We start from the raw sequence: 25,740 nt of genomic DNA, 5'->3' as shown, positions 1-25,740 counted from the left end.
ATTGGAAAAACAGGCTATAATTAACCGAAGGCGGTCATAAGAAATGCCCCTTCCTTAAACAAATATACTGAACGTAAACTAAGCTTTCTCTGCTGCTGCCGGATAATCGACGATGGCCGGAAGGTAACCGATTATGAGTTGTTTTTAATAGACAAGCGCCGTAAAACTGAAATTCCTTCTATTGCTAATTCGCTATTTACTTCATATTTTTATATAACAGCTTCAATACTTTAGCGTATGAACCAGCCAGCCATCGCCGGCATTGCGCCATTCTTCATTGTAAGTAATGTCACAACGGCAATATCCTTTTATCGGGAGAAACTCGGTTTTGATACCGTTTTCCAGGAGCCGGATCACGATCCGTTTTTTGCAATTGTACAGCGGGATGGGGCGATGATCTTCCTGAAATCTGTAGGCGGGGACCCGCTTCCGAACTACAAGCAAGCCCCGGATGCCCGTTGGGATGCTTATGTTAGTGTACCTGACCCGGATACACTGGCGGCGGAGTTTATATCGCGCGGTGTTAGCTTCACTGTACCGCTACTGAATACTCCTGATGGTTTGCGCGGCTTTGAGCTGGAAGACGCTGATGGTTATATTTTATTTTTCGGTCACCCCCGCTAATAGCTAAATAGATATACAGGTATGCTTTTTGCAACAGGTACAGCATGGATCAAAATTATTTACTGAACTCCGTAGATGGGGTCGACGTTATCTTAATTCCCGGTTCAGGCAGTAGCGTCTGCGTTTTCGAACCAGACACACAAAGCAGTCCGGGCTTGCCACAACCATTACGGGCTACTATACTGGATAAAGAACTGGTTTTTCAGCCAACAGGCAGCAATACTATATCAGAAGATGAACTGTTGAAAGTTATCCGCTGGTACAGTTACCGCAAAACTTTTTCCTGAAATATCTCCTGAAAATTACGCCAACGAAGCAGCTTTCATATTTGCTGATATGTAAAATGGCGTATATAAACTTTCCCGAACCGGGGAAGAATTAACCCTGCCATGGCGCTGCCCCGCCCAACCCTTACTATCTATCTTTATTGTATTGATATTGTTACAGATAGACTTTTATCAGAATGGCTTTTAACCCAATTGGAAGCAGTAAAAACGCTGCTATTGATTTGGGTTAATTTATCACCCCATTTAAGCATTTCAAATTACTCGTACACCAGGTTGAATCGATAATATAAGAGGTATAAAAAAAGCCTCTCCCTGAACAGGGAAAGGCTTCTGAGCGAAAGACGAGATTCGAACTCGCGACCCCGACCTTGGCAAGGTCGTGCTCTACCAACTGAGCTACTTTCGCGTTGGTGGCCGCAAATATATAACTTCCGCCAGGTGCTGGCAAAATATTTTTTGAAATTTCGCACATTAAATTTAACACACTTTTAATCAAATGTTTATACCAGGCATGAAGCCTGTTATAGTTTGCAATTGTTGTCCGTTTTAAAAACAAGCGCTTAAAAGAAGGCAAAGAATGCGCTTAATTTGTCCGTTTGGGTGTGTTTTATTTGAAGTCGCTCTCTGATATGTTGACAAACAGTTTCCCTCACTATCGCACCTAATTATTAAATTTGAAGATAATTTCCTGATCCGGGAAGCGATAATATATAACAAGTGTATGGTGCTGGAGCCTTTTCATGAACTCGTCCTTAAATTTATTAAAAATACTAACCGGCCGATATTTTTAACCGGTAAGGCCGGCACAGGTAAAACCACTTTTCTCCGCTGGATCAGGGCAAACGTTACCAAAAACCTGGCAGTTGTAGCTCCTACCGCAGTGGCAGCTATTAACGCCGGCGGCGTAACCATTCATTCCTTTTTCCAGGTACCTTTCGGGCCGCAGGTACCGGTAACCGATCATAACAACCACAGCACGCTGTTAAGGCAGGTAAGCCTCGAAAAATCAAATATATTAAAATGCCTCGACCTCCTCATTATTGATGAGATCAGTATGGTGCGGGCCGATACGCTCGACTATATTGATACCGTACTGCGCCAGGCTAAAGGATCGGCGAGGCCTTTCGGCGGGGTTCAGTTGCTGATGATCGGCGACTTATTTCAATTGCCCCCGGTTTATGAAAAGGACTGGCCGGTACTCAGAAACTTTTACAAAGGCCCCTATTTTTTCGATAGCCTCGCTTTTCAAAAATTCCCGGTGCTAACTTTTGAGCTTACCCAGGTTTACCGCCAAAAAGACCCGGTGTTTGTTGAGATACTGAATAATATCAGGAACGGCTATGCAGACAGCGAAATGCTTAACAAACTGAATGCGCATTATAACCCTAACCTGAATGCCAACTGGCTTAAAGATTACGTAACCCTATCAACCCATAACCAACTGGTTAACGAAATTAATCAGCAGCGTTTACTGGAACTTGATGGCGAAGCCCACACTTTTAAAGCCACCGTGACCGGCGATTTCCCTAAAGAGGCCTACCCTGCCGAAGAGGATTTGGTATTGAAAGTTGGCGCACAGGTAATGTTCATTAAAAATGACAGCTCGGGTAAAAAGCAATATTATAACGGGCGTACAGGGCGTATAGTTGCTATGGGCCCGGGCAATATCCGTCTGAATTTTCTTGATGACGGCTCTGAATTCGAGGTAACCCCCGAAACCTGGCAAAATGTAAAATATGCGCTGGCCGAAGATGAGCAAAAGGTAAATGAACAGAACAATGGTTCGTTCAGTCAATACCCCTTGAGGCTGGCCTGGGCTATCACCATACACAAAAGCCAGGGGCTAACATTCGAAAAAGCGGTTATTGATGTTGATGCCGCCTTTGCCTTCGGGCAGGCGTATGTTGCGCTAAGCCGTTGCCGCGCGCTTGATGGCATGCTCCTTAAATCACCGGTACGCCCCGAAAATATCCGGACCGACCCCGAAATCATCGGTTTTATGCAAAATGCCGTCATTTCTATGCCCGATGAACAGCTGCTTGAAAGCACCATCCGGCAAATAGCGCTGGAAGAAATGAAAGACATCTTTGATTTTTCGATGCTTACAGGCGCCTGGAAACAGCTAAAGACCATCATGCTGGCCCATGGGGTTAAAAATAGCCCCTTATCTGAAAGTATTAACAAAACAGACCACAACTGGGATACTGAAATTAAAAACATCGGCGACCGTTTTATCCGGAAGGAATTCGCCGCCTTGCCGGATGATCAGCTCATCTGGAACAATGCACCGTTTATAGGCAGGTTAAAAAATGCCGCCAACTATTTCCTGCCTAAATTAAATGCTTTTACAGAGGCTATTAATGGTTTCTATATTGCCATTAATAACACCAATCCTCCGGCCGAATTTTATGACAGCTTAAATCACTTACTGGTTAACCTGAAGGCGAAAACGGCAGCATTTGTACGCCTGCCCATAGCCACATCGGGCAGGGATGTTTTATCATCGGTACAGGAAGCCGGGATAAGTTACAAGCCTGTGTATAAAAACTGGAACCCGAAATCCCTGCCAAAAGAAAAGGAAATTGTTAACCCAGAGCTATATAAGCTGTTGTTGAACTGGCGCAAAGAAACCAGTCTTGAGCGTAAGATCCCTGAACATACGCTGGTATCAGAAAATATGCTGCGGGATATCACTTCAAAACTGCCGCGATCATTAAACCAGCTTTCGCAATTAAAAAGTTTTGGTGACGCCAAAGCAACAGACCTGGGCGAGCCCATCCTGAAAATGATCCGGAGCTATTTAGGCGAAAATGACCTGTTTTCCTGAGCCACTAAATTAAAACCTTGGGATTTCCGGGCCGTTATACGGATTTTCGAGCGCGTTTTTGATCCTTATTAACTGGTATTGGTGCCTCCAGTTATCGGGATAATTTTTCATATTTTTTAATAGTTGCTTAACAAAATCGGCAACATGGAGCTGGGTTGTAGCACGGTCTAACCTTAACTCATCGGGTAAAGTAACATTACTAAAGTATTCACTCAATTCTTCGTAGCTCATGATGCAAAAGTAAAAAAAGCCCGGCATTTTAATACCAGGCTTTTAAGCGAAATATCTTCCGATAGCTTAAAACACGTAAAATAAACTGGCCTGAACGTTATTATTTTTAAAATCGTTGTTGATGCTGGAAATATTAAAGTTGCCCACTTTTGAAAGTCCGTAAACATATCTTACACCGATACCAAGGCCCAGTTTCGATTGAAAGCCAACACCTCCGGCCGCTGCCAGGTCAAGTTTTTTGGCAAAATCGCCCGCGCTTAATCCTGAAACATCTTCTTTAGCTTTCATACCCACCTGCGGACCGGCTTCAATATAAAAACCTGAGTCACCGCGGTATTTTAACAGAAAAGGGACCGAAATGTAGGATAGTTTAAGGTTTTGATCGCCAAGTGAACCGCCCTTAATTTTTGCACCTTGCGAAGAGAATAAAAACTCTTCCTGGATCAGGAAATTATCGGTGATCTTAAACGCAACAGTAGCACCTGCGTGAAAACCAACCAAGGGGTCAGTAGGGAAACTGGCATTGGTAAAGTTGCTATAGTTGGCTCCTGCCTTAAGCCCAAATTCAAGGCGCGACGCAACCTTTTGGATTAAGCTCTGGCTGAAACCTTTAGTTGATACCAGGATTAAACAAGTAAACATAATGAGTAGCTTTTTCATAAATTTTAATTTCAATATTTGAGATAAATTTTTGCGGCCCGAAAGCGCATTTGTTTTTTTATAGCGCAAAAGTGAACCTATGAAGCGGCCTGCGAAAGGAAAAGCTAACCGAAGCGGGCAAAGTAGCGCCGGAAGCGGAATAATTGGAAAAATACGTTACCGCTGCAGCATAAAAAAATAGCGTTATTATGAGGTAAGGTATTGCATAGCGTCTATAAATAAATACAACATGCCCAGCTAAAAATCAAATCATTGGCTTTTAGCTTTGTGTATTTTGCTTTTTGCTTTCATAAATATTTATCAGGCTTTTGCCAGCCAGGCAAGGAATTGAGAAGCTTTGCCTTTGCTTACCACAACTTTTTCGCTGAAAGTAATATTGAGGTTAAGCGATAATTTACGGGAGAAAAAGCTGGAAACATCAATAATGGCTTTTCTGCTGACCAAGAATTGGCGATTGGCCCTGAAAAAATAGCTGCCACATGTTCTTTCCAGTTCATCCAGGTTTTTGTTAGGATAAAACTTCTTGCCCGAAAAGGTCAGCAAATGTGTAACCTCATTTGAAAGATAGATCAACGCGATATCATCTAATTTTATCGGGATGATCTTATCCTGGTGATAAACCAGTACTGATGATGGCCTGGGCGTTTCTTTTTTGGCTAACAGCTCCAATAGCATGTCATATTGCGGCGGCTGCTTTGTCAGAAATACCTTTTTTAACTGGGCATAACGTTCAAGCGCCTGCTGAAGGGTTTGTGTTGTAAAGGGCTTTAAAATATAATCTATTCCGTTCGCTTTAAACGCGTCCAGTGCATACTCATCATATGCCGTGCAAAAAATAACCGGAACATCAATAGCAATTGCCGCGAAGATCTCAAAACTTAAACCATCCCCCAGTTGAATATCACTGAATATAAGATCGGTTTTATTACCGCCGGTAAAATAGCCAATGGCCTCCTTTACAGAATGCAGCTGTACAATGGTTGCAGGTTCACTGACAAGCTGTGTTATACTCAGCTCCAGGTCATCGGCAACTAACGGTTCATCCTCTATGATCGCTATATTCATTATTCAATAATCTGATACTTACGGAAAATGTATTCGCATTTTCATTGATAATAACTTCATCCCCCGATAACAGGCTATACCGTTCGGCAAGATTGGCCAGCCCATGGTAGGTTGAAGTTACATTAAGATTTTTCTTTTTAAGCGTATTGGATACCACTATCCTGTCTTCTGAACAAAAAATATTGATAATAAGCGGCGACTGCTGGGTTAGCTCATTATGCTTGATTGCGTTTTCGAGCAGCGGCTGTAATGAAAAAGATGGCAGATAACGGTCATTCAAAATATCGGCAGGTAAGTCAATAATACAGTTTAATGCCGAACCAAACCTTATCTTTTGCATTTCCAGGTAGTCGAGCAACAGCGCCAGTTCATCGGCAAGGCTCGAAGTTTTTGCTGCATGATTATAAACAGAGGCCCTTAAAAAATTAGCCAGGTGAACAATATAATTATCTCCCGCGCACGGATCTTTCCGGTAAAGTGCTTTAAGCGTATTAAGTGCATTAAACAGGAAGTGCGGGTGGATCTGCTGTTTTAACAGCAGATTTGTGGCTTCGGCATGTGCTGTTTTGATTTGGGATAGTTCCAGATCGGCATGTGCTTTATCAGCCTGCAGGATCACGAAGTCCTGTAGCAGGACAATCACGGTATTAACAAGAATACCGGAAACAAGAAATATGATCAGATAAACCGGGAAAGGGAATAAATTACTTTTGTGTTCAATATAATCAAACGCGGGTGCCAGCATCACGTATGCAGCAGCGCTTGCTGTATAAGTAAAAAAATAACGGTACCGCCTGAATACTTTACCCCTGGCGCTATACTTACGGGCCAATAAGATCAGGATCCTGACATTTACAAATGCCACCAAACTTATCCCCAGCGCGGTCATAGCCATATAAAAAACCTTGTATAGCGGCGCTTCGTCCAGTAAAAAAATAAAATACAGCGATATGATCGCGGTAAAAGTAGATACAAGCAGCCAGTTAAGCCGGATGAGGCTCTTAATTGGTAATGGAGACGGCATATTACTCAAAGATAGTTAATCGGCATAAGCCCGGTATCAATTTACTCCCGAAACAGGCAAAAAGGGACCTGAACGTACTTTTAAAGGGTTTAAAAAGTGCAACTGCCGAAAGTATCTTTGTTTTTCTGATTATAAAAAATCCGATTCACCAGGTTACTTTCCTTTCGGGAATTTATCCCCCATCAAATTTAAATGAATCCCGTACTCCAGCCAGGCCTTCAACCCGTCTAAAACCGTAGTAAAACCTCCTGTCGAATCTTTGATAGCAGCAATTAATTCGTCTCCCGTTTTATTGAAGCCATAATTCTGAATCTCTACATAGGTAGCATCATCGCCCATAGCTTTAAAATTAAAATCAACAGTTGTCGCAGGCGATCCCCATTCAACGGTGATCAATTCGTTTTCTTTAATAACTATCGGAACCACTGCCGATGATACACCATACATTTCCCATGACCAGGTAACCTGCTTTCCGGTTTCCAGTTTACCTGTTGATTGTGTAAACCAGAATTGCGTGGTAACATACGGATCGATAAAAGCGTTAAACACTTCGGCAACAGGCTTACGGATCAGCATTTGCGCTTCGGCGCTTTTTGATTTTTCGGCTTTCATATTAAGTAAATATTAAAGGGCTTAAAATGTAATAAATCCGTGCTTCAGGATAATCAGTTTTAAAATAACATATATCATATTTTAAATGTTTTATAGCAGGCGAGCCAAATGCAATCTGCTTCATGCTATCCTCATTTAGGATTTGTATCTTTGTTTAACATTATTTAACTATCATTCGCTTGGAGTTTCGGGTTTGCTTTCTTTTATTTATAAGCGTAATGCTGGCATTGTTATCCTCAACCAAAATCCGCAGAGTTTTATTTATCTGCCTGTTTATCTTCATTTTACCATCAACCTTGTTTGCACAAAACCTTTTTTTGCAAAAGGTAGAGATGTGCAACATCACCAATTATTGCATGGATTGCGGCGATCCCAAGGCCAGCTGCGATCAGCTTGCCATTGATTTTGTTTCTGCGAGGATCAATAACCGTTACCTGCTAAAAGAAGCTACGGGCTCCATAACCTTCCAGGTTTTGGTTGACGAAAGAGGGTTTAGCTGCGTACTTAGCCATAACGATGCAAGCAAAAGCGCCCTCACTAACGAGTTGATCACCTACCTGAACGGTTGTATCTGGAAACCGGCCAAAGTGGATGGAAAACCGGTAGCCTCGTCTGTAAATGTGATCTTTCGTTTTATAAGCGGCGGCGTTTACGGCCAGGTACAAAGGCTGGACCTTGCCGAAATGAAACCTCCCGGCGACCCAACCATTTACAATAAAACTTTCACCTACGCTAATCCATCATTAAAAAACTACGACTTTACAGTTTGGACAAAATATAACTCGCCCCTGGTTGATAACATCAGTAAATCAGCTGCTATGGATCAATCGGATCTGTTATGGTATGCTACCGAAAAAGGGATGACCCGTTTTGAGGGAACAACATTTATCCCGGTTAATGAATATAATTCGCCATTCCCGTCAGATGCTAACATAAAGGAAGTAACTATCGACAGAGATAACAATAAATGGGTTTATTACGATAATAAAATATTTATGTACGGCAGCGGCGGCTGGCAGCTGTTTGATTTTAAACAGTTTTTAGCAGGCGGGGTTAACCAGGTGCTGAACAGCCGCAACGGCGAATTGCTTTTTACAACCCAAAACGGCCTTGTTGTAAAAAGGAAAGATAAAGTAGTTGTGATAAACAAAAAATCGATGCCTGAAATGCCCTCAAGCAATGTACTTTTTGCCTATGTAGATAGTCAGAAACGGCTTTGGATAGGTACGTCAAAAGGCACTATTATGATTGACAAGAGCGTTATCACCTCTTTTAACAGCCTCAATAATACCCCGTTAAAAAATGCAACCATTTCGGGCGCTGTGGAGGATGAAAAAGGAAATGTTTACTTCTCACTTGTTGATTGCTATAAACAGCCTGGCGAAAATGACAGCGATAAGGAAGGTGTTGCTGTATTAAAGTTTAATGGCAATTGGCTGCATTATAACGATAAAAACTCGGGCATACCCGCTAACCATGTTAATACCATGTTGTATGATAAGTTTGAGCATGTTTTGTGGCTGGGTACCGATGAATCAGGCATTGCCAGGTTCGACCTGAACAATGGCTGGGAAAATTATCACAATAACAATTCGCCGTTACCGGGTTTTACTATTTACCAGATAGTACAAGATTCAAAAGGCATCATTTATGCAACTACTGCCAATGGTTTGTTAAGGATCAAAAAAAAGACAGGAGCTTAACATTAAGCAACTTTATATTATCAAAATAGCTTAAACTGCATTATAAACAAATCTGTTTACATTTGCTTGCTGGTTAACATCGGGCCCTTTTGACAGTAGTAAGTTCATTCGCATTTAGTTTGATTATCCTTCCACTGTCCCAAACCCCTCCCATAATTGTCATCTTTGCTCCTTCCCTCAAACATCATTTACAATTATGTTTGTTATGCAGCCTGATATTTTTAAGGCTATCTTTAAATAAAACTACCCATCATGATACTCCAAAATAAAAACGCGGTAATTTACGGTGCAGGCGGTTCATTAGGCGGTGCAGTTGCAAAGGCGCTGGCCGCTGCCGGGGCGCACGTATTTTTAACCGGGCCTAATCCCGCCTCAATTCAAAAAGTAGCTCATGAGATTATTGCTTCAGGGGGCCTGGCTGAAACAGCAATTGTAGATGCATTTGACGAAAAAGCAATTGATCGGCATTTACAGCAAGTGGTAAGCAGCGCAGGAACAGTTGATATCTCATTTAACGCCGTTGGAGTTGATGTGGTGCAGAACGTACCGCTTACCGAAATATCGGCCGAAGATTTTGTAAAGCCGATTACCCTTACGATGCAAACCCGGTTCATGACGGCCATTGCAGCAGGCAAGGTGATGATGAAACAAAAATCGGGAGTAATTTTATCGCTTACAGCTACGCCGGGAGGTATCGGCTATCCCCATACAGGTGGCTTTGGCCCGGCTTGCAGCGGTGTTGAAAGTTTTTCGCGCACACTGGCATCTGAACTCGGTGCTTATGGCATCCGCGTGGTTAATATCCGTTCGGGAGGCTCGCCCGATTCGCGCGTGTTTAAAAACGCAATTGACACTATGCCCGATGTTATGGATCCTATCCTTAAAAAAATGGAAGCTGATACTATGCTCAAAAAATTACCCTTAATGGCCGATATTGCCAACACCGCGGTTTTCCTGGCATCAGATCTGGCTGGTCAGATAACAGGTGTTACCATTGATGTAACCGGGGGCACAACTGCAGCATTAAATTACAGGGTAAACAGGCTTGATTGAACGGGTTTAAGAAGGGGACGCCTTTAATTGATCCGAAAAATAAGACAAGCATAAAAAATGAGATCGGAGTACTGCAGTTAACTACTTTCCACTCATAAATCCTATCGATTTTGCCTCGGCCTGTTTAGTTATTACCCCTTCAATGTAAAGCTGCCCGTCTTTAATTTTATAATCGAGGGTACGCTCATCAACTTTATAGTCATCAACATTAAAAAGGCCCTTCAGTTTGCTCAGCAGTTCTTTGCGATCAAATACGGGGCTAATGCTTAACTGACCGTCAACCGGGGCAAGTACAATGCCATCTGCCTTGTATGAAAATATCTTAGATTCCATTTGATAAAGATAGGCTATACAGCAAACATCAGCAAAGTAATCTCTTATGATTTCCGCCTGTAGGCCTTGTGCTTTGTAAAGCCTTTGCCGCTTTGATAAATCCCGTTTACAGGTTGCGTTTGCTGAAGTTTATCAGCCGATGTACCGTTAATGCCATCCTCTGCTATCCCGCTATAAGCGGCAGGGATCCATTCCAGCTTCAGTTTACATGAGTTATCCATATCTATATTTCAAATAAATATAAATTTACGAAACACAGGGCACAAATACCAGCATACAGATTAATGCCTCATCCTATGCCAGCGCATCGGCCGCAAACTGGCGGCATATTTTCACCTCCTTTACCGCATCTGATCCATCAGGAACCTTGTACTCCAACTCAATGGTGGCCGGGAATTTATAGTGGTTATTTTTAAGCAGTTGCAGCACTTCCTTTATAGGAGTATCACCCTGCCCCCATGGCTGGTTGGTACCGTCATGAAACTTACGGTCTTTGATGTGCATGCTGGTTATACGGTCATGATATTTTTCGATAAACGGTATCGGGCTGCTGCTGGTACCCGCCACATAATGGCCAATATCCAAATTAATGCCGTTATACTTTGACTGGGCCAGGGCTGTATCCCAAAGGGTTGGCGTAGCCTGGGTGTGGGCATGGTAGCCAACCATCATTTTATGTTTGGCAGCTATATCACCAAGGCGTTTGGTTTGGGCCTCATCGGGCAACTCAACCGTTACGTGGTTTACACCAAGAGCTTTTCCTGCATTAAAAGCATAATCAATTTCGGCATCGCTGTTTTTGGGGCCGAGGGCATTGGGTTTCCAGGCATAAATATTTACCCCGGCACCGTGGTACATTTTCCTGATCTCCTTAAATTTATCCATCGGGGCCGAGGCACGCCATTCGGCCATTTTTTTTCCGAATGTGGCCCAGTCTTCGCCGGCCTCATGTTTAGGCGCGCCGGCATAAATTTCGGCAGCATCGCCCATGAGTTCAATGGCATTAATATTACAGTCGATACAGTACTTCAGTAAATCATCAATAGTGCCCGGCATGCTCCGGAATGAGTAGGTGATCACCCCTATTTGTACGCCGTTAATAAGCGAGTTGGGTTTATCAGCCCGGCTTGAAACCACGCCCGCAAATGATGATCTTGAAAATGCTAAAAACCCCGCTGCGGCAAGTGCGCTGCTGCCAATAAACCTGCGCCTCGATAAGTTATGCTGCTTCATAATTTTATAGGAAATACATTGGTTTACTCCAAAGTTATCAATTAATTGATGCCTGCAAATTGTGTATTGAAAGTGTTACTAACAAAGTTAATTTGTAGCGTTTTGCCCGATATTAACGTAAAGTATTATAAACCTTATGCTATGAAAAAGTTATTTTTATTTGGCATACTCGCCGTTTTGTCGGGCTGTAAAAAAGACAATACTCCCAATAATGATCAGTTGATTGGCAGGTGGGAGTACCGCGGCACAAGCTGTTACTGTGAGCCTCCTAAAGATCTTAATTCGATAAAACCAGGCAACGGCAATATTATTGTTTTTGCCGCCAGTACCTACAAACGATTCAAAAAAGACACCCTGATAAACAGCGGTATTTATCGTACCCGTAAGTATGACAATGCACACGAGCAGATCATGTATGATAATGATACCTCAAGTAACAGCATTACATTTTTCAGGATAGAAGGCAAAATACTCACTTTTTACGGAACAGTCCCTCTTGCAGCAGATGGACCGGAATCTCACTATGAGCGGTTATAATATTATTGTTTGGGCCAGTGGAAGCACAGCAGGTACCCATCCGGATCAAGCAAATAAATGGCTTGCCAGCCATAGCCCGTAATTTGAGGTTCTTTTAGATGCATGCCTTTACTTAACAAATAGCTGTATAGCTTATCAATATCAGGGTGGCCGAAATAAAGTGAAGTATCGGCATGGGCAGAAACACGCTGTTCATCGGGACCAGGAGGGCGGTCTGTTTTTTCGTAGGCAGTGTTGAGCATCAGTTCTATACTATTGAGTTTCAATAACACCCAATCAACATCATCTCCTTCGCCCGATGCCTGTACTATTTCAAAACCCAGCACATCGCGGTAAAATCCTAAAGCAACGGGCATATCAAAAACCTGGAGCAAGAGGGCCATACCCTGTATTTGTTTTGTGGGGGGGATTGAACTCAGATCATTCATATTCTGCTTCTGGTAATTCTAACAAAACAATTTCGGGCTGATACCTTTAGAGATGGAATTAAAGATATTTAAAAATACTAATACTGTTCGTCAAAACCTATTTTTAATAATAGATACACCTGCACGAAAACGAACAATAAATGTATCACAACGATGCACCTCATCGCATTTAAACCAGTAACAATCAATTGAAAATCAACACTATAAATACATGGCACTTAATTTGAGTTCTTAACAAGGATTACTGTATATATCATGAGACACGGCAAACAACTGGAAAGGCGTACTTTCAACCAGGACCGTTTTGAAATACTTATTAAACGGCAAAAAAATGGTATAGCCACCTTTAACGAGCTCACCGAACTGGATGAGATTGTAAACCGTGACCCTGAGATCCGTGAAATTGTTTTGGAAGAAATGCAGGATGCCGATAACCCAAAGCCTCCGGACAATGATCAAATTCATATGATCGAAAAACCGGTAAAGAAAAGCTTTATCGAAAAAATAAAGGCATTCATCAGCCGCCTGTTCACAGCCGAAGATGGTGGTCTTAATCCGGCTATTGCAGCATAGGCAGTGCAAACCCTGCAAACAATTTTAACATCGCGGGCCTATCAAAACAAAAACGGAACAATCTTTATAGATATGTTTGCAGCACTGTTATAAAGCAAACTGTTTATGAAAATATTTCAGCAAATGCTTCAGCTTAGAGAGCGCAAAAGAGGTTTTCATCTCATCACAGCCGAAGTAATTAATGCACTACCTCAAATACATGAGCTAAAAACCGGAATTTGCCAGGTATTTATTCAGCATACTTCGGCATCATTAACCATTAATGAAAATGCCGACCCAACCGTCAGGCAGGATTTTGAAATGTATTTCAGCAAAACCGTACCCGAAAACGATCCTGATTATTTACACGATGATGAAGGGCCAGATGATATGCCTGCCCACCTGAAAGCTGCGATGCTGGGCAGCTCGGTAACCATTCCTATCCGTAACGGAAGACTGGCTTTAGGCATGTGGCAGGGAATTTATTTATGCGAGCACCGTAACTATGGCGGCAACCGTATGCTGGTAATATCGGCATGGGGCGAATAAATAATGAATTAAGTATCAATTATTATTGTAAAAAGCACAATTAATTTACACATTTGACTAACAATTGTAAATTAATACTTTTTTAACAGGTATACATGGCAAAATTTGCCTGCTTATATCGAATGTTATTCTATATTTGTTTTTACCATAAAATTATTACTGTTTATAAATGCTCAAGTACTCCAAGCAAACAAGGTTATTATTAGCTGTTGATTGTATCATTTTTGGCTTTGATGGCGAAGTTTTAAAAATCTTATTGATAAAAAGAGGCTTTCAACCCGAAAAGGGAAACTGGAGCCTGATGGGTGGCTTTGTTCAGCCCGACGAAAGTCTTGATCAAAGTGCCAACCGTATTTTAAAGCAATTAACCGGTTTGGAGGGCGTGTACCTTGAACAATTATATACTTTTGGGCAGCCCCAGCGTGACCCTATTGAGCGTACAGTATCTGTAGCTTACTTTGCACTGGTTGATATACACAAATATGAAGCCCAGATCAGTGATGATTACCATGCCGAATGGTTTCAGCTTAAACGTGCCCCTAAATTGATATTTGACCAGCAGGAAATGGTTGAGCAGGCCCGCAAACGCATCCGCTACAAAGCAGCTATGCACCCTATCCTGTTTGAGCTTTTGCCTACCAAGTTTACCATCCCGCAACTGCAAACCCTTTACGAAAGCGTGTTTAATACCACTATTGATAAACGTAATTTCAGTAAAAGGGTACTGGCAACCGGTTTACTCATTAAACTGGCCGATAAAGATAAAGCCGGCTCAAAACGCGGTGCATATTATTACCAGCTAAACATGCAAAACTACTATGCCAAGTTCCAGGCATTTATGAACTTTATTCCCAATCCCGATTCACTGTAACAGTTCTTTGAATCGTTTTTTTATTTCAACCATTTATGCCGGTATTACCTGCAGAAGGTTTAATGTTTTTGATTAACAGGTAAAACTAACTGTACCTGAGCCTATTTTATTTAACATTCTTCAACCATACCACTTTTTATCCGTATAATAGCTTTAGGCTATATCATGAACCGTTAGCCCGTTTTGCAAATATTAATTAATGAAAAAAAACGTAAGCTTTTTAGTATTACTGTTGCTTGCTGTATCTGAATGTTCCGGCCAATTCAGGGAGGTTAATAAACTAAAAAAAGACCTCCCTTTAATTCATGACAGTATTCAATATGTAAACACACTTAACCGGCTGGGCTTACTTTTGTATGAGCAAAACATCGACAGTGCTTTTTATTATGCTAAAAAAGCAAGAAATATAGCCGAGCGGCTTGACTATAAGGCCGGCAAGGCCGATGCCCTGAATGCTATAGGCATTGTTTATGATCTTAAAGGCAATTTGCAGCTTTCGCTGCGGTATTATAATGAGGCCTATAATCTTTATAAAGAGTTAAAAGACACCTCAAACATTGTACAGGGGTTAATGAACATTGGCCTGGTGTTTAACGAAACCAGGGAGAATAAAAAAGCAATAGATTTTTTTAAGCGTGCAATGAACATCGGCAAAACCCTGCAGCGTGATTCAATTATGTCGCTGGTGTTATGTAATTACCTGCTCTTATACCCGGAGCAAGTACCAAAAGACTCGGTTGAAATTTACCTGAATAAGGCGCGGGAGATAGGAACAAGATTTAAAGATAACCGTATGCTGGTTGAAGCAGACCAGATTCAGGGCTTATTATACCTGCAAAACAATGAGCGCGAAAAAGGTACCGCATTGCTACAGCAGGCTGCTAACAACGGTTTAGCTATGGAGCTTTCGTATCTGAGCCTTGATATTATCATTAATCTTGGCGATTTGTACCTGGATAATGATATAGCCAAAGCTATTACATACTATAAACAAGGGCTTTCCATTGCCGAAAAAAATGGTTATCACTATTATGAAAAGTTCTTTGGCAAAAAATTATATGATATCTACATCGCTCAAAATAACCTGAATGAAGTACAGCGCTACAGCGAAAAATTATTGAAGCTTTATGAAGATGAAGAAAAATTCGCCAACACGTCGGGCTTCGATTACATTGATTACGCACTTAAGGACCAGGAACTTGAAGCTATAACCGTCAGGAGCCAAAACAGGCAGGTCCTTGCGATTGTACTGGGTATTTTATTTGTGATAACCGCCATTACTGTAATATTTACCTACCGTCTGTATAACCTTAAGAAAAAGCATGGCCAAACAATGGAAGAACTGAATCACACCGTACGGCTACGAAACGAAAAACTGGAAATAGATCATGAATTCAACAACAGGCTGGTATCTATTCTTGCACATGATTTCAGGCAGCCAATAGGCGCACTCAAAACACTGGCAACGGTACTTAAAGACGCTAATACTTTTACACGGGAAGAATTGATGGAGTTGGTAGATACCATGGAGCATTCTTCAAATATTTCGCTGGAGATTTTTGAAAACATATTACAATGGATCAAACAGCAACTATCCGGCTTTAATTACAAAGCTGTTCCATTGCCTTTAAAGGACCTTATTGATGAGGCTATACAACCGTTTTACTTAATGGGTAAAGACCGCGGGCTTAAGTTTGTAACCACAGTTGACCCGGCCATTGTTATTCATGCCGACAAAGAGCTGGTACAGTTTATCCACCGCAATTTTATACACAACGCCATTAAGTTTTCGCCGGATAATTCAACCATTACTATAAGTGCATCAAGCGATAATAATGAAGTAACTGTTTGCGTACAGGACGAAGGAAAAGGTATCTCACCCGATAAGCTGAAGTTGCTCTTTAATTTTAAAGCCAACATGCAGTACAGCAACGAAAAGGAAAAAGGTGCAGGCGTAGCCCTTATGATATGTAAAGATTTTACCGAAAAAATGAATGGCCGCATCTGGGTTGAAAACAACAAGGTAAAAGGGGCTGTTTTCTGCTACTCATTACCCACCATTCATTAAACCCTTTATTGTAATTTTTAAATTACCTGTTGAAAAACAACATTTTAAGTTCGTAAATTTCAGATCAAATACAGTTTGCTATAACCTGTTATTAACCTATAATTTATGAAAACTTACTTATTACTGTTTGCGGCACTGCTGCTTTCTGCTTATTCCTTTGCCCAGCAAATACCTGCCCGCTGGGACGAGCTTGTTGCCTCAGATTTTCCTGCCGCACTCGAAAAATCGTCAAAAACCTGTATCCTGCCCATCGGGATCCTGGAAAAACACGGCCCCCACTCCCCTTTAGGCACCGACCTGATCCATGTACGTGAGTGGGCTGCCCATGCTGTTAAGTCGGAATATGCTGTTGTATTTCCCGATTATTTTTATGGGCAGATCAATGAGGCCCGTCATCAGCCAGGAACATTTGCCCTGCCCAGCAAAGTGATCTGGGATTTACTGGAAGCTACCTGCGATGAAATTGCCCGAAACGGATTTGATAAAATAGTAATATTGAATGGCCATGGCGGTAACCCGGAGTTTATCCAGTTCTTTATGCAATCGCTGCTTAACAAACGCCATAATTATGCAGTATATTTTTATGATCCGCACGGCGGCGATAAGGAGTACAATGACCAATATCGAAAAATGCACAAGTCGGCTATGGAGGGTGACCAGCACGCCGGTGAAAGCGAAACCGCATCAATGCTGTACTATCGCCCCGACCTGATGAAGATGGATAGGGCAGCATCACAATCGGGCGATAATCAGCACCGTTTAAACCTGGCCAATATTTACACACCTATATGGTGGTATGCCGCTTACCCTAACCATTATGCCGGTGAAGGCGCTAAAGCTACACCCGAATTTGGCAAATTTATAGCAGAGCATGAAATAGCCAGCTTTTTACAAGCCCTTAAAGCTATTAAAGCCGATACCAGTACCATCAAACTGCAAAATGAGTTTTTTGATAAGGTAGATGCGTTGAATAAGTGATCTAAATAGCCAGACTAACGAAGTTTTAAAAACTTCGTTAGTCTTCAATATGCTAATCAATCCTCCTTAGCTCCCAAAACCTCGTCTATCATCCCAAAAGCTTTCGCTTCTTTGGCTATCATCCAGTAATCCCTGTCGGATACTTCATAAACCCTGTCGTAGCTTTGCCCGCTGTGCTTGGCTGTGATCTCATACAGTTCCCGTTTCATTTTAGAGATCTGCCGGGCAGCAATTTCAATATCCGATTCCTGCCCCTGCGCCCCGCCCGATGGCTGGTGCAGCATCACCCGCGAATGCGGCAATGCAGCCCGTTTGCCGTTAGCACCGGCGCAAAGTAATGTCGAAGCCATCGAGGCAGCCATACCCGTACAGATAGTAGCTACATCGGGCGATATAAACTGCATGGTATCATAAATCCCCAGTCCGGCATATACCGAACCGCCTGGCGAATTGATATAGATCTGGATATCCTTTTTGGCATCGGCCGATTGCAGGAACAGCAATTGTGCCTGGATGATGTTAGCCACCTGTTCATCTATGGCGGTGCCCAGGAAAATGATCCTGTCCATCATCAGCCTCGAAAAAACATCCATTTGCGATATGTTCATTTGCCGTTCTTCCATAATATAGGGTGTCATGCCCATGCTTATTTTGCTGTTATTTACCTGCGCAATAAACCTGTCGACATGTAAACTTTGGACACGGCGGTGCCCTACCGCGTATTTGCGGAACTCATTTTGATTGATATTCATATAAAATTTAATGTTTAGCGTTTACGGAACAAACGCATGATCTTCTGCCTGAAACCCTCGTGCTCAGGCAGGCTGAATAGCTTCTGATGTATAGTTTCAATCTCGGCCTTAAGGCTGTTACGGCCATATTGCTGCACCAGGCCCAAGGTTTGTTTGTGCCACATCACCTTATATTTAAGGCCAGGATTAATGATCAGTTTGGCCTCGAACAACAGCGCCTCATCAGGTGCAGATTGCCCAAGCACATGGTCATCAATTTCCTTGATCTCATTCAATGAAGTCCTCATAAGCCAGTGATTGTTCTTTAACTGTTTCCCTTACTTTTTCAATGCATTTATACTTCTGCACGGTAGCCGAACGCTCGCCGGCGTAGCCAAACAAATCTGCAAGCTCCTTCATAGGCAGCTTATGATAATAAAAGGCGCTTAGCAATTCCATACATTTTTTACCGGCAGCTTCCAGGTACCGCATCAGTTTACCCCCCGAGGGCTGATCTTCCACTTCATCGGTAACATCAAAATCTTTGGTACAATTATCAATCGGCAGGTTATGGCGGTCGTCCTTAAATTTTTTAAGCCAAAGATGTTTGGCAATGCCAAGCAAGTAAGCCTTTTCGCCATTATGCAGGGACAAATTCCCGTTCACGGCCTTTTCATAATAAATAACAAGGGCATCCTGAAAAATATCCTTTGCATCATCAAAAGAGCCACCCATTTTGCTTACGTATTTAGCCACTGTTGGGAAAGCGCTTTGGTAAAGCTCCGTAATGAGCTTTTCCCTTTGGGCCGCAGGTTTATCAAAAACTATCTCATGTGCCATGATCAATGCGTTTAATAGTAAGTGCGCAAAACGAGAGATATATCACCGTGAATTTAGAAAATTATTCCCGGGGAAAGGATAATAGAATCATTTTCAACCTTTGGGATGGCAAAAAATTATGCCTTCTTCGTAAACTCCTTTTGGTACATAAGCGGACTTTTACCTGTTACCTGCTTAAAATGCTTGTGAAAAGTGGAGAAATTATTGAACCCGCTGTCGTAACAAAGCTGTTTGATGTTGAGCTTGTTTTCGATCAGGAGTTTGCAGGCGTAGCCTACTTTAATCTCAATCACAAACTGTGAGTAGGTTTTACGGGTTTTTGATTTAAAGTACCGGCAAAAAGAGTTGGCGCTTACACCGGCTATATCGGCTATTTCCTCCAGGTAGATCTTTTTACGGAAGTTGCGTACCGAGTACTCATAAATGTTATTGAGCCTGTCACTCTCCGATTCATTATGATCATATTTAAAACCTATGGAGGTTAAATAATTAAGTGGCGAACTGCCCGCTATGGTATTCAGTGCTTTGAGCAGCATGATGATCCTTTCGGCACCATCGGTATTGAGCATGTCAGCTAAAATACCGGCCACCTGTTTCTTTGTTTCGCCGGTTATTTGTAAGCCGCGTTTTGAGCGCTCAAGCAGTACCTTGATCAGCTTATTTTCCGGGAGCTGAAGAAACTGATCGCCCCAAAAGTTTTCACAAAAATGCACTACGATAGTATCAACCGGCACCTGCTCGTTGCCATTATTAAAGTACATGTCGTCAAAGCGCCAGTAATGCGGCAGGTTTGATCCAACCAGCACCATATCGCCGTCTTCAAACTGTTTGATGCTATCGCCTATAAACTGCGTCCCGCCCCCTTTTGTAAAATAAATGAGTTCCAGTTCGGGATGGCAATGCCAGCGGTTATTGATATCAGGTAATACGTCATGCCTTACGCTAAAGGAATGTGCAGGATCGGCAGAAACTTTAAGTAAAAGCGGCTTCATTCAGTTTTATTTACAAATAATTGGCTAAATGTAATTAAAAACTGTAAAAATTGCTCATTATTTTCAAGCAGGTGTAAATTAACCAGCATTTAAGTCGCTAACCCGCTAATCGGTAGCAGGTCAAACACTGCGGCAGATAAAATTCAACCTTAGGTTTAAGTTATTAGGGCTATAATAACAAGGTAAAGAATAATATTGAAATATTAACACACTGATAAGCAAACAAATAAACCAATAACGCTGATTTATATAAAAAAACTTAAAACCATAAAACCTATACAATCATCTTAACGTATAATTAATAAAAAAGGGGCGTCCCGTATCTCACCCCGGAACGCCCTGCAGTTATCTGATGATAACATCAACTAAATCTCAGATCATCATGCTTTTTTGATCTGAACTCACCATCTTTCTCAGGGATGGGAAGGTTTTTAATATTTATGAACCTTGCCGTTCTTTAAAACGGTGGCGGTCCGCCTGGGCCGCCGCCCGGAGGTGGCCCACCTGGTCCTCCGCGTTCCATAGTTGGCTTTTTGCCGGCAAATTTCTGTAGTTTAAGTGTAAAGGTTAACAGGTAGTAACGGCCCAAACGGTTACTGTTGGTTTGAGTGATGTAGCTACCGTTTTGAGTGGTGGCATACCCGGTATTTTCGTTAAACACATCCATTACCGAAAAGCGCAGGGTGCCCGCATTGCCTTTTAAAAAGCGGCGCTCCACATAGGTATTCAATATGTTGGGGTTGGTAGCACCGGTGTAGCCATAATAGATCATTTTTGAATAATCGTAGCTCAGCGTCCAGTCTTTAAAATAGCTTTTACCGTTAACCCCCAGGTTAAGGGTTTGGAAGTTGCTGTTAACGTTTGCCTGCTTGATAGAATTGCTTGAGGTATTAACGCTGTAGGTAGTACTTGCTTCGGCATCAATAACATCGGTAATGCTCACCCTAAAGCGCGCGCCTTGAGATAACACCAAATTTTTGGCTATATTTTTCTCGGTTGTCATGTTATAGGTAGCAGAGTCGACATTACTTATATATGAGACGTTGTTATTGTACGAAATGTTACCGATCATGAACAAATTATATTTTCTTTTTTGCCATGGCTTGGCAAATACGTAAAACCCCTGTGCCGAGTAGTACCCATCGGCATTCAGATACTGGGTTAAAATACTTCCGGCCAGCTTACTGTTTGGTGTATAAGTTTTAGGATAAGTGATGGTATTGGCAACTATCTTATTATCCGTTTTAATGAACGACAGGTTGCTGAAAAACACATTACCGCTTTCAAAATTGAACTTATTGTATTTTAACGACAGGGTATTGTTAAACTCGGGCTTCAGATCAGGGTTACCCTGCACCGGGTATGATGCGTTGCTGAAATCGGTAACAGGCTGTAATTCCGTATATGTAGGCTGGTTACTGCTACCATTATAATTTAAACTAAGCGACTGGCTGCGCGAAAAGTTATAAATGAACCTGGCTGTGGGCGCCCAGTTAAACGTGTTGTTATTGGTTGTAAACGGCGTACCATCAACTATCGACGATCCTTTTAACAATGTAGGCTGTGCCACCACGCCTAAGGTGTAATTATATTTTTTGTCGATAAAGCGATAGTTAAGTCCGAACCTGTTGGTAACAAAAGTCGAATTGTAGTTATTGCTCAGCAAATCGTACCGGTTTATATTTCCGTCATCGGCCAGGGTATCGGTAGCTTTATCAGCAGTAGTATAGGCGTAATGGTAAGCATAGTTAAGCTCCAGGTAGCCCTTTTTGCTTATCGGTTCCATGTATGATACCGTAGTCCCCACGCTATCGGTACGGCTATCGGTATTGATGAACTGATTAAGGGGCGCGTTGCGGGCACCATCAATATAGGTATAAACCGGGTTTTGATATTTATTAATAGTGTAACTGCCTGCACCAACATTTACGCTGAAGTTGCGCCCGTGGCTATTAAATTTGTGGTTAAACAACACGTTAACACCATAATTGGGCTCGGTTGATTTACTGAGGTTTGCGAGGCTATAGTTTGATACCGTTTCCGAATTGCGGAGCAGCAAGCTGGTAGCGTCTGATGTGGTGTTGGTGCTGGCGTAAGCATATGTTGGGATGATCTTTACATAATTTATGGTATCGGGTTTATACTCTATGTTAAAGTTAACCCGGTGGTTCAGCTTTTCGTCCTGCTGGTTATTAGTTTGCGTGTTGGTACTGGGATTGGCTGACGAAAGATTATTTTGAATGGTACTGCTGATGGTATTCACCGAATTGTCGGCAAAGCTGTAACTACCATAAGCGGTAATTTTTTTGCCCCAGCTATCGCGATAATTTAACCCGAATGAACGCGCGGTAGTGATCCCGTTTGATGAGCTGCTGTTTGATCCCGGAGGCCCACCCGGTCCTCCGCCTCTTGGACCACCACCTCCAAAGCTAAACAGATTGGTATTGGTGTTGTTAAGGTTACCTAAAAAGGCCAGCTGCCTGTTTCCGTTAAAGCTAAATACGTTGGCCGACGCCACATACCTGTTGCTCTCCTTATCGCTTGATACACCGGGAATAGCATCCCGCCCGCCGCCTAAGCTGGCCTGCCCAAAGTAACCGTAGTTTTTATTTTGTTTGATAGTGATGTTCAGTACCTTATCCGGTTCGCCCGTTTTTACACCGGTGAGATTTGCCTGATCGCCGTAATCATCAATGATCTGGATATTTTGCACGATATCGGCAGGCAGGTTTTTGGTGGCCGTTTTAACGTCGCCTCCAAAAAAATCTTTCCCGTTAACCCTTACCTTGGTTACACTTTTGCCCTGGGCGGTGATATTACCGTCTTTATCAACATCCATACCCGGCAGTTTTTTGATCACATCTTCAACAGGGGCATTATCGCGTACCTTATAGGCATCGGCGTTAAACTCAATGGTATCCTCCTTAAGCTTTACCGGGTTTACATCGGCAATAACCACAGTTTTCAACATGGTAGTTTCTATTTTAAGAATAACCGGGGGCAAACTGGCGGGCTTATTATCATTTGCAAGTACGAACCTGCGCCTGAGCGGCTGATAACCTATCGAACTAAAAACTAAACTAAACTGGTTTACTGTTACATTGTTAAAGGTAAAAGTGCCGTCGGCACCCGTAATAACCGTGGTGCTATCTGTACCGGTAAGCATTTTTACACTGGTACCGGCAACGAGGTACCCGGTAGAGTCTTTTACGATACCTTTAACCGTACGACCGGTTTCGGCATTTGCGTTAAGTGGTAATGCAAGCGCTAAGGCAATTATTACTGCTAAGGAGTATAGGATTTTCATTTTTTGCTGATTAACAGCGACAAAACAATAGCATTAATTTTGGTGTAAAAAACATAATAGACAGGCGCTGGTAATGTATAGACAGGGTACCACTTTTCGGCTATAAAGGCGGATAGTTACTCTGGATAAGGCTTGTAGCGGCCTTTAAAGATCAGATCAAAGCGCTCATCGGTATTTTTTGCCTCCCGGGCGATTATGATTGTCCTGAAGCTTTATTGATTTGTAATATTGCTGAATTATATATGTAAATTTATTTTTCGTGCACTATAGTAAACTCTTTCAATGAGCCTTAAGTCAAAAAGCAACACCATCACCATACTCATCCATATTTTAATATGGGTAGTTTTTGGACTGCTGTTGTTCTTCTATCAGCCCCTTAGCTGGAATGTTGAAATACCGTACCAGTTTTGGGTCAAACAGGCGGTTACTCTTTTTATACTTGTTGCTGCTTATTACTTCAACAGCAAATTACTTGTTCCGCGATTTTTATTGCATGACCGTATAGGGATGTATTTTATAGCCGTTGTGGGAGTAGTGATTGTTTTTTTGCTGCTCAATAGCTGGGCCGATAAGGTGCTGCATATGCATGAGCATATGGAAGCTGTTTTTCACCGGCAGCACCGCCCGCCAAAACCAAGGGACCGCGGGGGCTGGGACTTTTTTGGTACTGTTATCGTAGCGTTGGTTTTAGGTATCAGCACCAGTATTACTGCTATACAAAAATGGCAAATGGATATCCGCCTGCGCCAGGCCCTGGAACAGGACAAGATCAGTTCGGAATTATCATTCCTGAAAGCCCAGATCAACCCGCATTTCTTTTTCAATACGCTTAATAACATTTACGCGCTTACACATGTTAATGCCGAAACATCGCGCAAGGCATTGCATCAGCTTTCGCGCATGATGCGGTATGTGTTGTATGATACGCAGCATGGCACTGCATTATTAAGCCAGGAGATAGCTTTCATTAAAGACTATATCAGCCTTATGGAACTGCGCCTTACCGAAAAAGTAACCATTACGTTTACTCCGCCTGCACATACTAATGATGTAACCGTTGCCCCGATGATTTTTTTACCTTTTGTAGAAAACGCCTTTAAACACGGGATCAGCGCTACGGAACCGAGTACCATCCGCATCATTATCGATCAGCATGACAACCTGCTGGAGTTAAAGGTGGAGAACGGTATCTATAAAGATCATAACCTAAACATTGGCGAAAATAAAGGTATTGGTTTAACTAATACCATTCGCCGGCTTGATTTGCTCTATGCCGGAAAATATAAACTGGATATTACTGAGGATGCCGCTGCCAACATCTATACCGTTCACTTAACCCTTAACCTGTCATGATAATTAACTGCATTGCTGTTGACGATGAGCCACTTGCGCTGGGATTGGTTTGTGCTTTCATTGAGCAAACCCCTTTCCTTAATTTGATAGGCCGCTACAGCAGCGCCGTCGAAGCGTTGATTGGCTTACAGGATCAAAAGGTTGATCTTATTTTCCTGGACATCCAGATGCCTAACCTTAACGGCATGGAGCTGGCCCGGGTGCTTGACAGCCGCGGAGCAAATAAACCCCGCATTATTTTTACCACCGCCTACAACCAGTTTGCTATTGAAGGTTACCGGGTTGATGCACTCGGTTATTTGCTCAAGCCTTTTAACTACGAGGAGTTTCTGCACGCTTCAAATAAAGCCCTAACTTATTTTGAACTGGTAAACCGCTCAAACGCCCCCGCAACCGTAGTCGCCGCAGAACAGGAAGAGGAGGAATACCTGTTTTTAAAGATCGAATACCAGTTGGTACGGATAGCCCTTAACGAGATCCTGTATATTGAGGGGTTGAAGGACTATGTGAAGATCTATCTTCAGGATAAAGAAAAGCCGTTACTTTCTCTCACCAGTTTAAAGGCACTGGAAGAAAAACTGCCTTCCAAACGTTTTATGCGCGTACATCGCTCATTTATCGTATCGCTCAATAAAATCAACTCTATTACCCGCAATGCCTTGCAGATAGGTAAAGTGAACATTACCGTTGGCGATCAGTATAAGGAAGCCTTTGGGGGTTTCCTGAGCAAGTGGAACTGAACCGGGATTTAAGGAATTTTCCTGATTTCAGGATTTTTGAATGCAGCCTGAAGATTAAATAAGGCACTCAACGTTCTATCCCCGCGATCGTGTCCTCACGATCGCCTTCCGGATGATCACTCTGTCTTAATCAGAGAAATCC

General features: G+C 42.4%; 27 protein-coding genes and 1 tRNA gene. 13 read left to right on the top strand and 15 right to left on the bottom strand.

The window, feature by feature from the left end:
• The first annotated feature begins 237 nt into the window (after positions 1-237).
• Together SNE26_RS02515 and SNE26_RS02510 are read left to right on the top strand one after the other, a co-directional pair.
• A complete protein-coding gene (locus SNE26_RS02515; RefSeq protein WP_321557805.1) occupies positions 238-624 on the top strand; it encodes a VOC family protein in 387 nt (128 codons plus the stop codon).
• A 44-nt stretch (positions 625-668) separates the two neighbouring features.
• Positions 669-911, top strand: a complete 243-nt coding sequence (locus tag SNE26_RS02510) for a hypothetical protein (protein ID WP_321557804.1) — start codon at positions 669-671, stop codon at positions 909-911.
• Between the two features lie 333 nt (positions 912-1,244).
• Here SNE26_RS02510 and SNE26_RS02505 read toward each other — a convergent pair.
• A tRNA-Gly gene (locus SNE26_RS02505) sits at positions 1,245-1,317 on the bottom strand.
• A 315-nt stretch (positions 1,318-1,632) separates the two neighbouring features.
• Between SNE26_RS02505 and SNE26_RS02500 the strand changes: the two genes are divergently transcribed.
• Entirely contained in the window at positions 1,633-3,738 is a 2,106-nt protein-coding gene (locus SNE26_RS02500) for an AAA family ATPase (protein WP_321557803.1), read from the top strand.
• Between the two features lie 9 nt (positions 3,739-3,747).
• Here the strand turns inward: SNE26_RS02500 and SNE26_RS02495 are convergent, their stop codons facing one another.
• The 5 genes from SNE26_RS02495 to SNE26_RS02475 all read right to left on the bottom strand — a co-directional run bounded on the left by SNE26_RS02495 (position 3,748) and on the right by SNE26_RS02475 (position 7,330).
• Entirely contained in the window at positions 3,748-3,969 is a 222-nt protein-coding gene (locus SNE26_RS02495; protein ID WP_321557802.1) for a hypothetical protein, read from the bottom strand.
• 66 nt (positions 3,970-4,035) lie between these two features.
• Positions 4,036-4,629 carry a porin family protein gene (locus tag SNE26_RS02490; protein WP_321557801.1) on the bottom strand — a complete coding sequence of 198 codons (594 nt, stop codon included), beginning with the start codon at positions 4,627-4,629 and terminating at the stop codon, positions 4,036-4,038.
• 300 nt (positions 4,630-4,929) lie between these two features.
• The gene (locus tag SNE26_RS02485) at positions 4,930-5,694 is read right to left on the bottom strand and encodes a LytTR family DNA-binding domain-containing protein (RefSeq protein ID WP_321557800.1); all 765 of its coding nucleotides are present in this window, start codon (positions 5,692-5,694) and stop codon (positions 4,930-4,932) included.
• Positions 5,669-6,718, bottom strand: coding sequence for a histidine kinase (locus SNE26_RS02480; protein WP_321557799.1), 1,050 nt, complete (start codon positions 6,716-6,718; stop codon positions 5,669-5,671). The genes SNE26_RS02485 and SNE26_RS02480 overlap by 26 nt, the downstream gene beginning before the upstream one ends.
• Positions 6,719-6,871: 153 nt before the next feature.
• Positions 6,872-7,330 carry an SRPBCC family protein gene (locus SNE26_RS02475; protein ID WP_321557798.1) on the bottom strand — a complete coding sequence of 153 codons (459 nt, stop codon included), beginning with the start codon at positions 7,328-7,330 and terminating at the stop codon, positions 6,872-6,874.
• A 218-nt stretch (positions 7,331-7,548) separates the two neighbouring features.
• Between SNE26_RS02475 and SNE26_RS02470 the strand changes: the two genes are divergently transcribed.
• Both SNE26_RS02470 and SNE26_RS02465 read left to right on the top strand, forming a co-directional pair.
• Positions 7,549-9,033 (top strand): hypothetical protein, encoded by a 1,485-nt coding sequence (locus SNE26_RS02470; protein WP_321557797.1) that lies wholly within the window; start codon positions 7,549-7,551, stop codon positions 9,031-9,033.
• Positions 9,034-9,285: 252 nt separating this feature from the next.
• Positions 9,286-10,086 (top strand): SDR family oxidoreductase, encoded by an 801-nt coding sequence (locus SNE26_RS02465; protein WP_321557796.1) that lies wholly within the window; start codon positions 9,286-9,288, stop codon positions 10,084-10,086.
• Between the two features lie 81 nt (positions 10,087-10,167).
• On the opposite strand, the gene SNE26_RS02460 is transcribed toward SNE26_RS02465, so the two are convergent.
• The 3 genes from SNE26_RS02460 to SNE26_RS02450 all read right to left on the bottom strand — a co-directional run bounded on the left by SNE26_RS02460 (position 10,168) and on the right by SNE26_RS02450 (position 11,652).
• Positions 10,168-10,419 (bottom strand): hypothetical protein, encoded by a 252-nt coding sequence (locus tag SNE26_RS02460; protein ID WP_321557795.1) that lies wholly within the window; start codon positions 10,417-10,419, stop codon positions 10,168-10,170.
• A gap of 44 nt (positions 10,420-10,463) precedes the next feature.
• Positions 10,464-10,640 (bottom strand): hypothetical protein, encoded by a 177-nt coding sequence (locus SNE26_RS02455; RefSeq protein WP_321557794.1) that lies wholly within the window; start codon positions 10,638-10,640, stop codon positions 10,464-10,466.
• Between the two features lie 73 nt (positions 10,641-10,713).
• Positions 10,714-11,652 carry a sugar phosphate isomerase/epimerase gene (locus SNE26_RS02450; protein ID WP_321557793.1) on the bottom strand — a complete coding sequence of 313 codons (939 nt, stop codon included), beginning with the start codon at positions 11,650-11,652 and terminating at the stop codon, positions 10,714-10,716.
• Between the two features lie 141 nt (positions 11,653-11,793).
• Here SNE26_RS02450 and SNE26_RS02445 point away from each other — a divergent pair, with 141 nt between their 5' ends.
• Positions 11,794-12,189, top strand: a complete 396-nt coding sequence (locus SNE26_RS02445) for a hypothetical protein (protein WP_321557792.1) — start codon at positions 11,794-11,796, stop codon at positions 12,187-12,189.
• Between the two features lie 2 nt (positions 12,190-12,191).
• Here SNE26_RS02445 and SNE26_RS02440 read toward each other — a convergent pair whose 3' ends face one another.
• The gene (locus SNE26_RS02440; RefSeq protein WP_321557791.1) at positions 12,192-12,572 is read right to left on the bottom strand and encodes a VOC family protein; all 381 of its coding nucleotides are present in this window, start codon (positions 12,570-12,572) and stop codon (positions 12,192-12,194) included.
• Between the two features lie 300 nt (positions 12,573-12,872).
• On the opposite strand from SNE26_RS02440, the gene SNE26_RS02435 reads away from it, so the two are divergent.
• The 5 genes from SNE26_RS02435 to SNE26_RS02415 all read left to right on the top strand — a co-directional run bounded on the left by SNE26_RS02435 (position 12,873) and on the right by SNE26_RS02415 (position 17,635).
• Positions 12,873-13,190 carry a hypothetical protein gene (locus SNE26_RS02435; RefSeq protein WP_321557790.1) on the top strand — a complete coding sequence of 106 codons (318 nt, stop codon included), beginning with the start codon at positions 12,873-12,875 and terminating at the stop codon, positions 13,188-13,190.
• Positions 13,191-13,295: 105 nt separating this feature from the next.
• Positions 13,296-13,718, top strand: coding sequence for a secondary thiamine-phosphate synthase enzyme YjbQ (locus SNE26_RS02430; protein ID WP_321557789.1), 423 nt, complete (start codon positions 13,296-13,298; stop codon positions 13,716-13,718).
• Positions 13,719-13,887: 169 nt separating this feature from the next.
• Positions 13,888-14,589: an NUDIX domain-containing protein gene (locus SNE26_RS02425; RefSeq protein WP_090533328.1), complete on the top strand. Its 702-nt coding sequence runs from the start codon at positions 13,888-13,890 to the stop codon at positions 14,587-14,589.
• A 199-nt stretch (positions 14,590-14,788) separates the two neighbouring features.
• Entirely contained in the window at positions 14,789-16,657 is a 1,869-nt protein-coding gene (locus SNE26_RS02420; protein ID WP_321557788.1) for a tetratricopeptide repeat-containing sensor histidine kinase, read from the top strand.
• 105 nt (positions 16,658-16,762) lie between these two features.
• Complete coding sequence (locus tag SNE26_RS02415; protein WP_321557787.1) at positions 16,763-17,635, top strand: creatininase family protein; 873 nt, start codon at positions 16,763-16,765, stop codon at positions 17,633-17,635.
• Positions 17,636-17,691: 56 nt separating this feature from the next.
• Here the strand turns inward: SNE26_RS02415 and SNE26_RS02410 are convergent, their stop codons facing one another.
• From SNE26_RS02410 to SNE26_RS02390, 5 genes are all read right to left on the bottom strand, one after another.
• The gene (locus SNE26_RS02410; protein ID WP_321557786.1) at positions 17,692-18,387 is read right to left on the bottom strand and encodes an ATP-dependent Clp protease proteolytic subunit; all 696 of its coding nucleotides are present in this window, start codon (positions 18,385-18,387) and stop codon (positions 17,692-17,694) included.
• 14 nt (positions 18,388-18,401) lie between these two features.
• Entirely contained in the window at positions 18,402-18,674 is a 273-nt protein-coding gene (locus SNE26_RS02405; RefSeq protein WP_321557785.1) for a hypothetical protein, read from the bottom strand.
• The gene (locus tag SNE26_RS02400; protein WP_321557784.1) at positions 18,655-19,206 is read right to left on the bottom strand and encodes a sigma-70 family RNA polymerase sigma factor; all 552 of its coding nucleotides are present in this window, start codon (positions 19,204-19,206) and stop codon (positions 18,655-18,657) included. Before SNE26_RS02400 ends, SNE26_RS02405 begins: the two co-directional genes overlap by 20 nt.
• A gap of 116 nt (positions 19,207-19,322) precedes the next feature.
• Positions 19,323-20,198 carry an AraC family transcriptional regulator gene (locus tag SNE26_RS02395; RefSeq protein ID WP_321557783.1) on the bottom strand — a complete coding sequence of 292 codons (876 nt, stop codon included), beginning with the start codon at positions 20,196-20,198 and terminating at the stop codon, positions 19,323-19,325.
• Between the two features lie 457 nt (positions 20,199-20,655).
• Positions 20,656-23,505: a TonB-dependent receptor gene (locus SNE26_RS02390; RefSeq protein ID WP_321557782.1), complete on the bottom strand. Its 2,850-nt coding sequence runs from the start codon at positions 23,503-23,505 to the stop codon at positions 20,656-20,658.
• Positions 23,506-23,787: 282 nt separating this feature from the next.
• Between SNE26_RS02390 and SNE26_RS02385 the strand changes: the two genes are divergently transcribed.
• Positions 23,788-24,858 (top strand): histidine kinase, encoded by a 1,071-nt coding sequence (locus SNE26_RS02385; protein ID WP_321557781.1) that lies wholly within the window; start codon positions 23,788-23,790, stop codon positions 24,856-24,858.
• Positions 24,855-25,598, top strand: coding sequence for a LytTR family DNA-binding domain-containing protein (locus SNE26_RS02380; protein ID WP_321557780.1), 744 nt, complete (start codon positions 24,855-24,857; stop codon positions 25,596-25,598). The genes SNE26_RS02385 and SNE26_RS02380 overlap by 4 nt, the downstream gene beginning before the upstream one ends.
• The last annotated feature ends 142 nt before the right edge of the window (positions 25,599-25,740 follow it).

This window comes from Mucilaginibacter sp. cycad4, from assembly GCF_034263275.1.
Lineage (GTDB): Bacteria > Bacteroidota > Bacteroidia > Sphingobacteriales > Sphingobacteriaceae > Mucilaginibacter.
The sequence above is the reverse complement of the archived record's forward strand: the minus strand, read 5'-3'. Positions and strand labels throughout refer to the sequence as shown.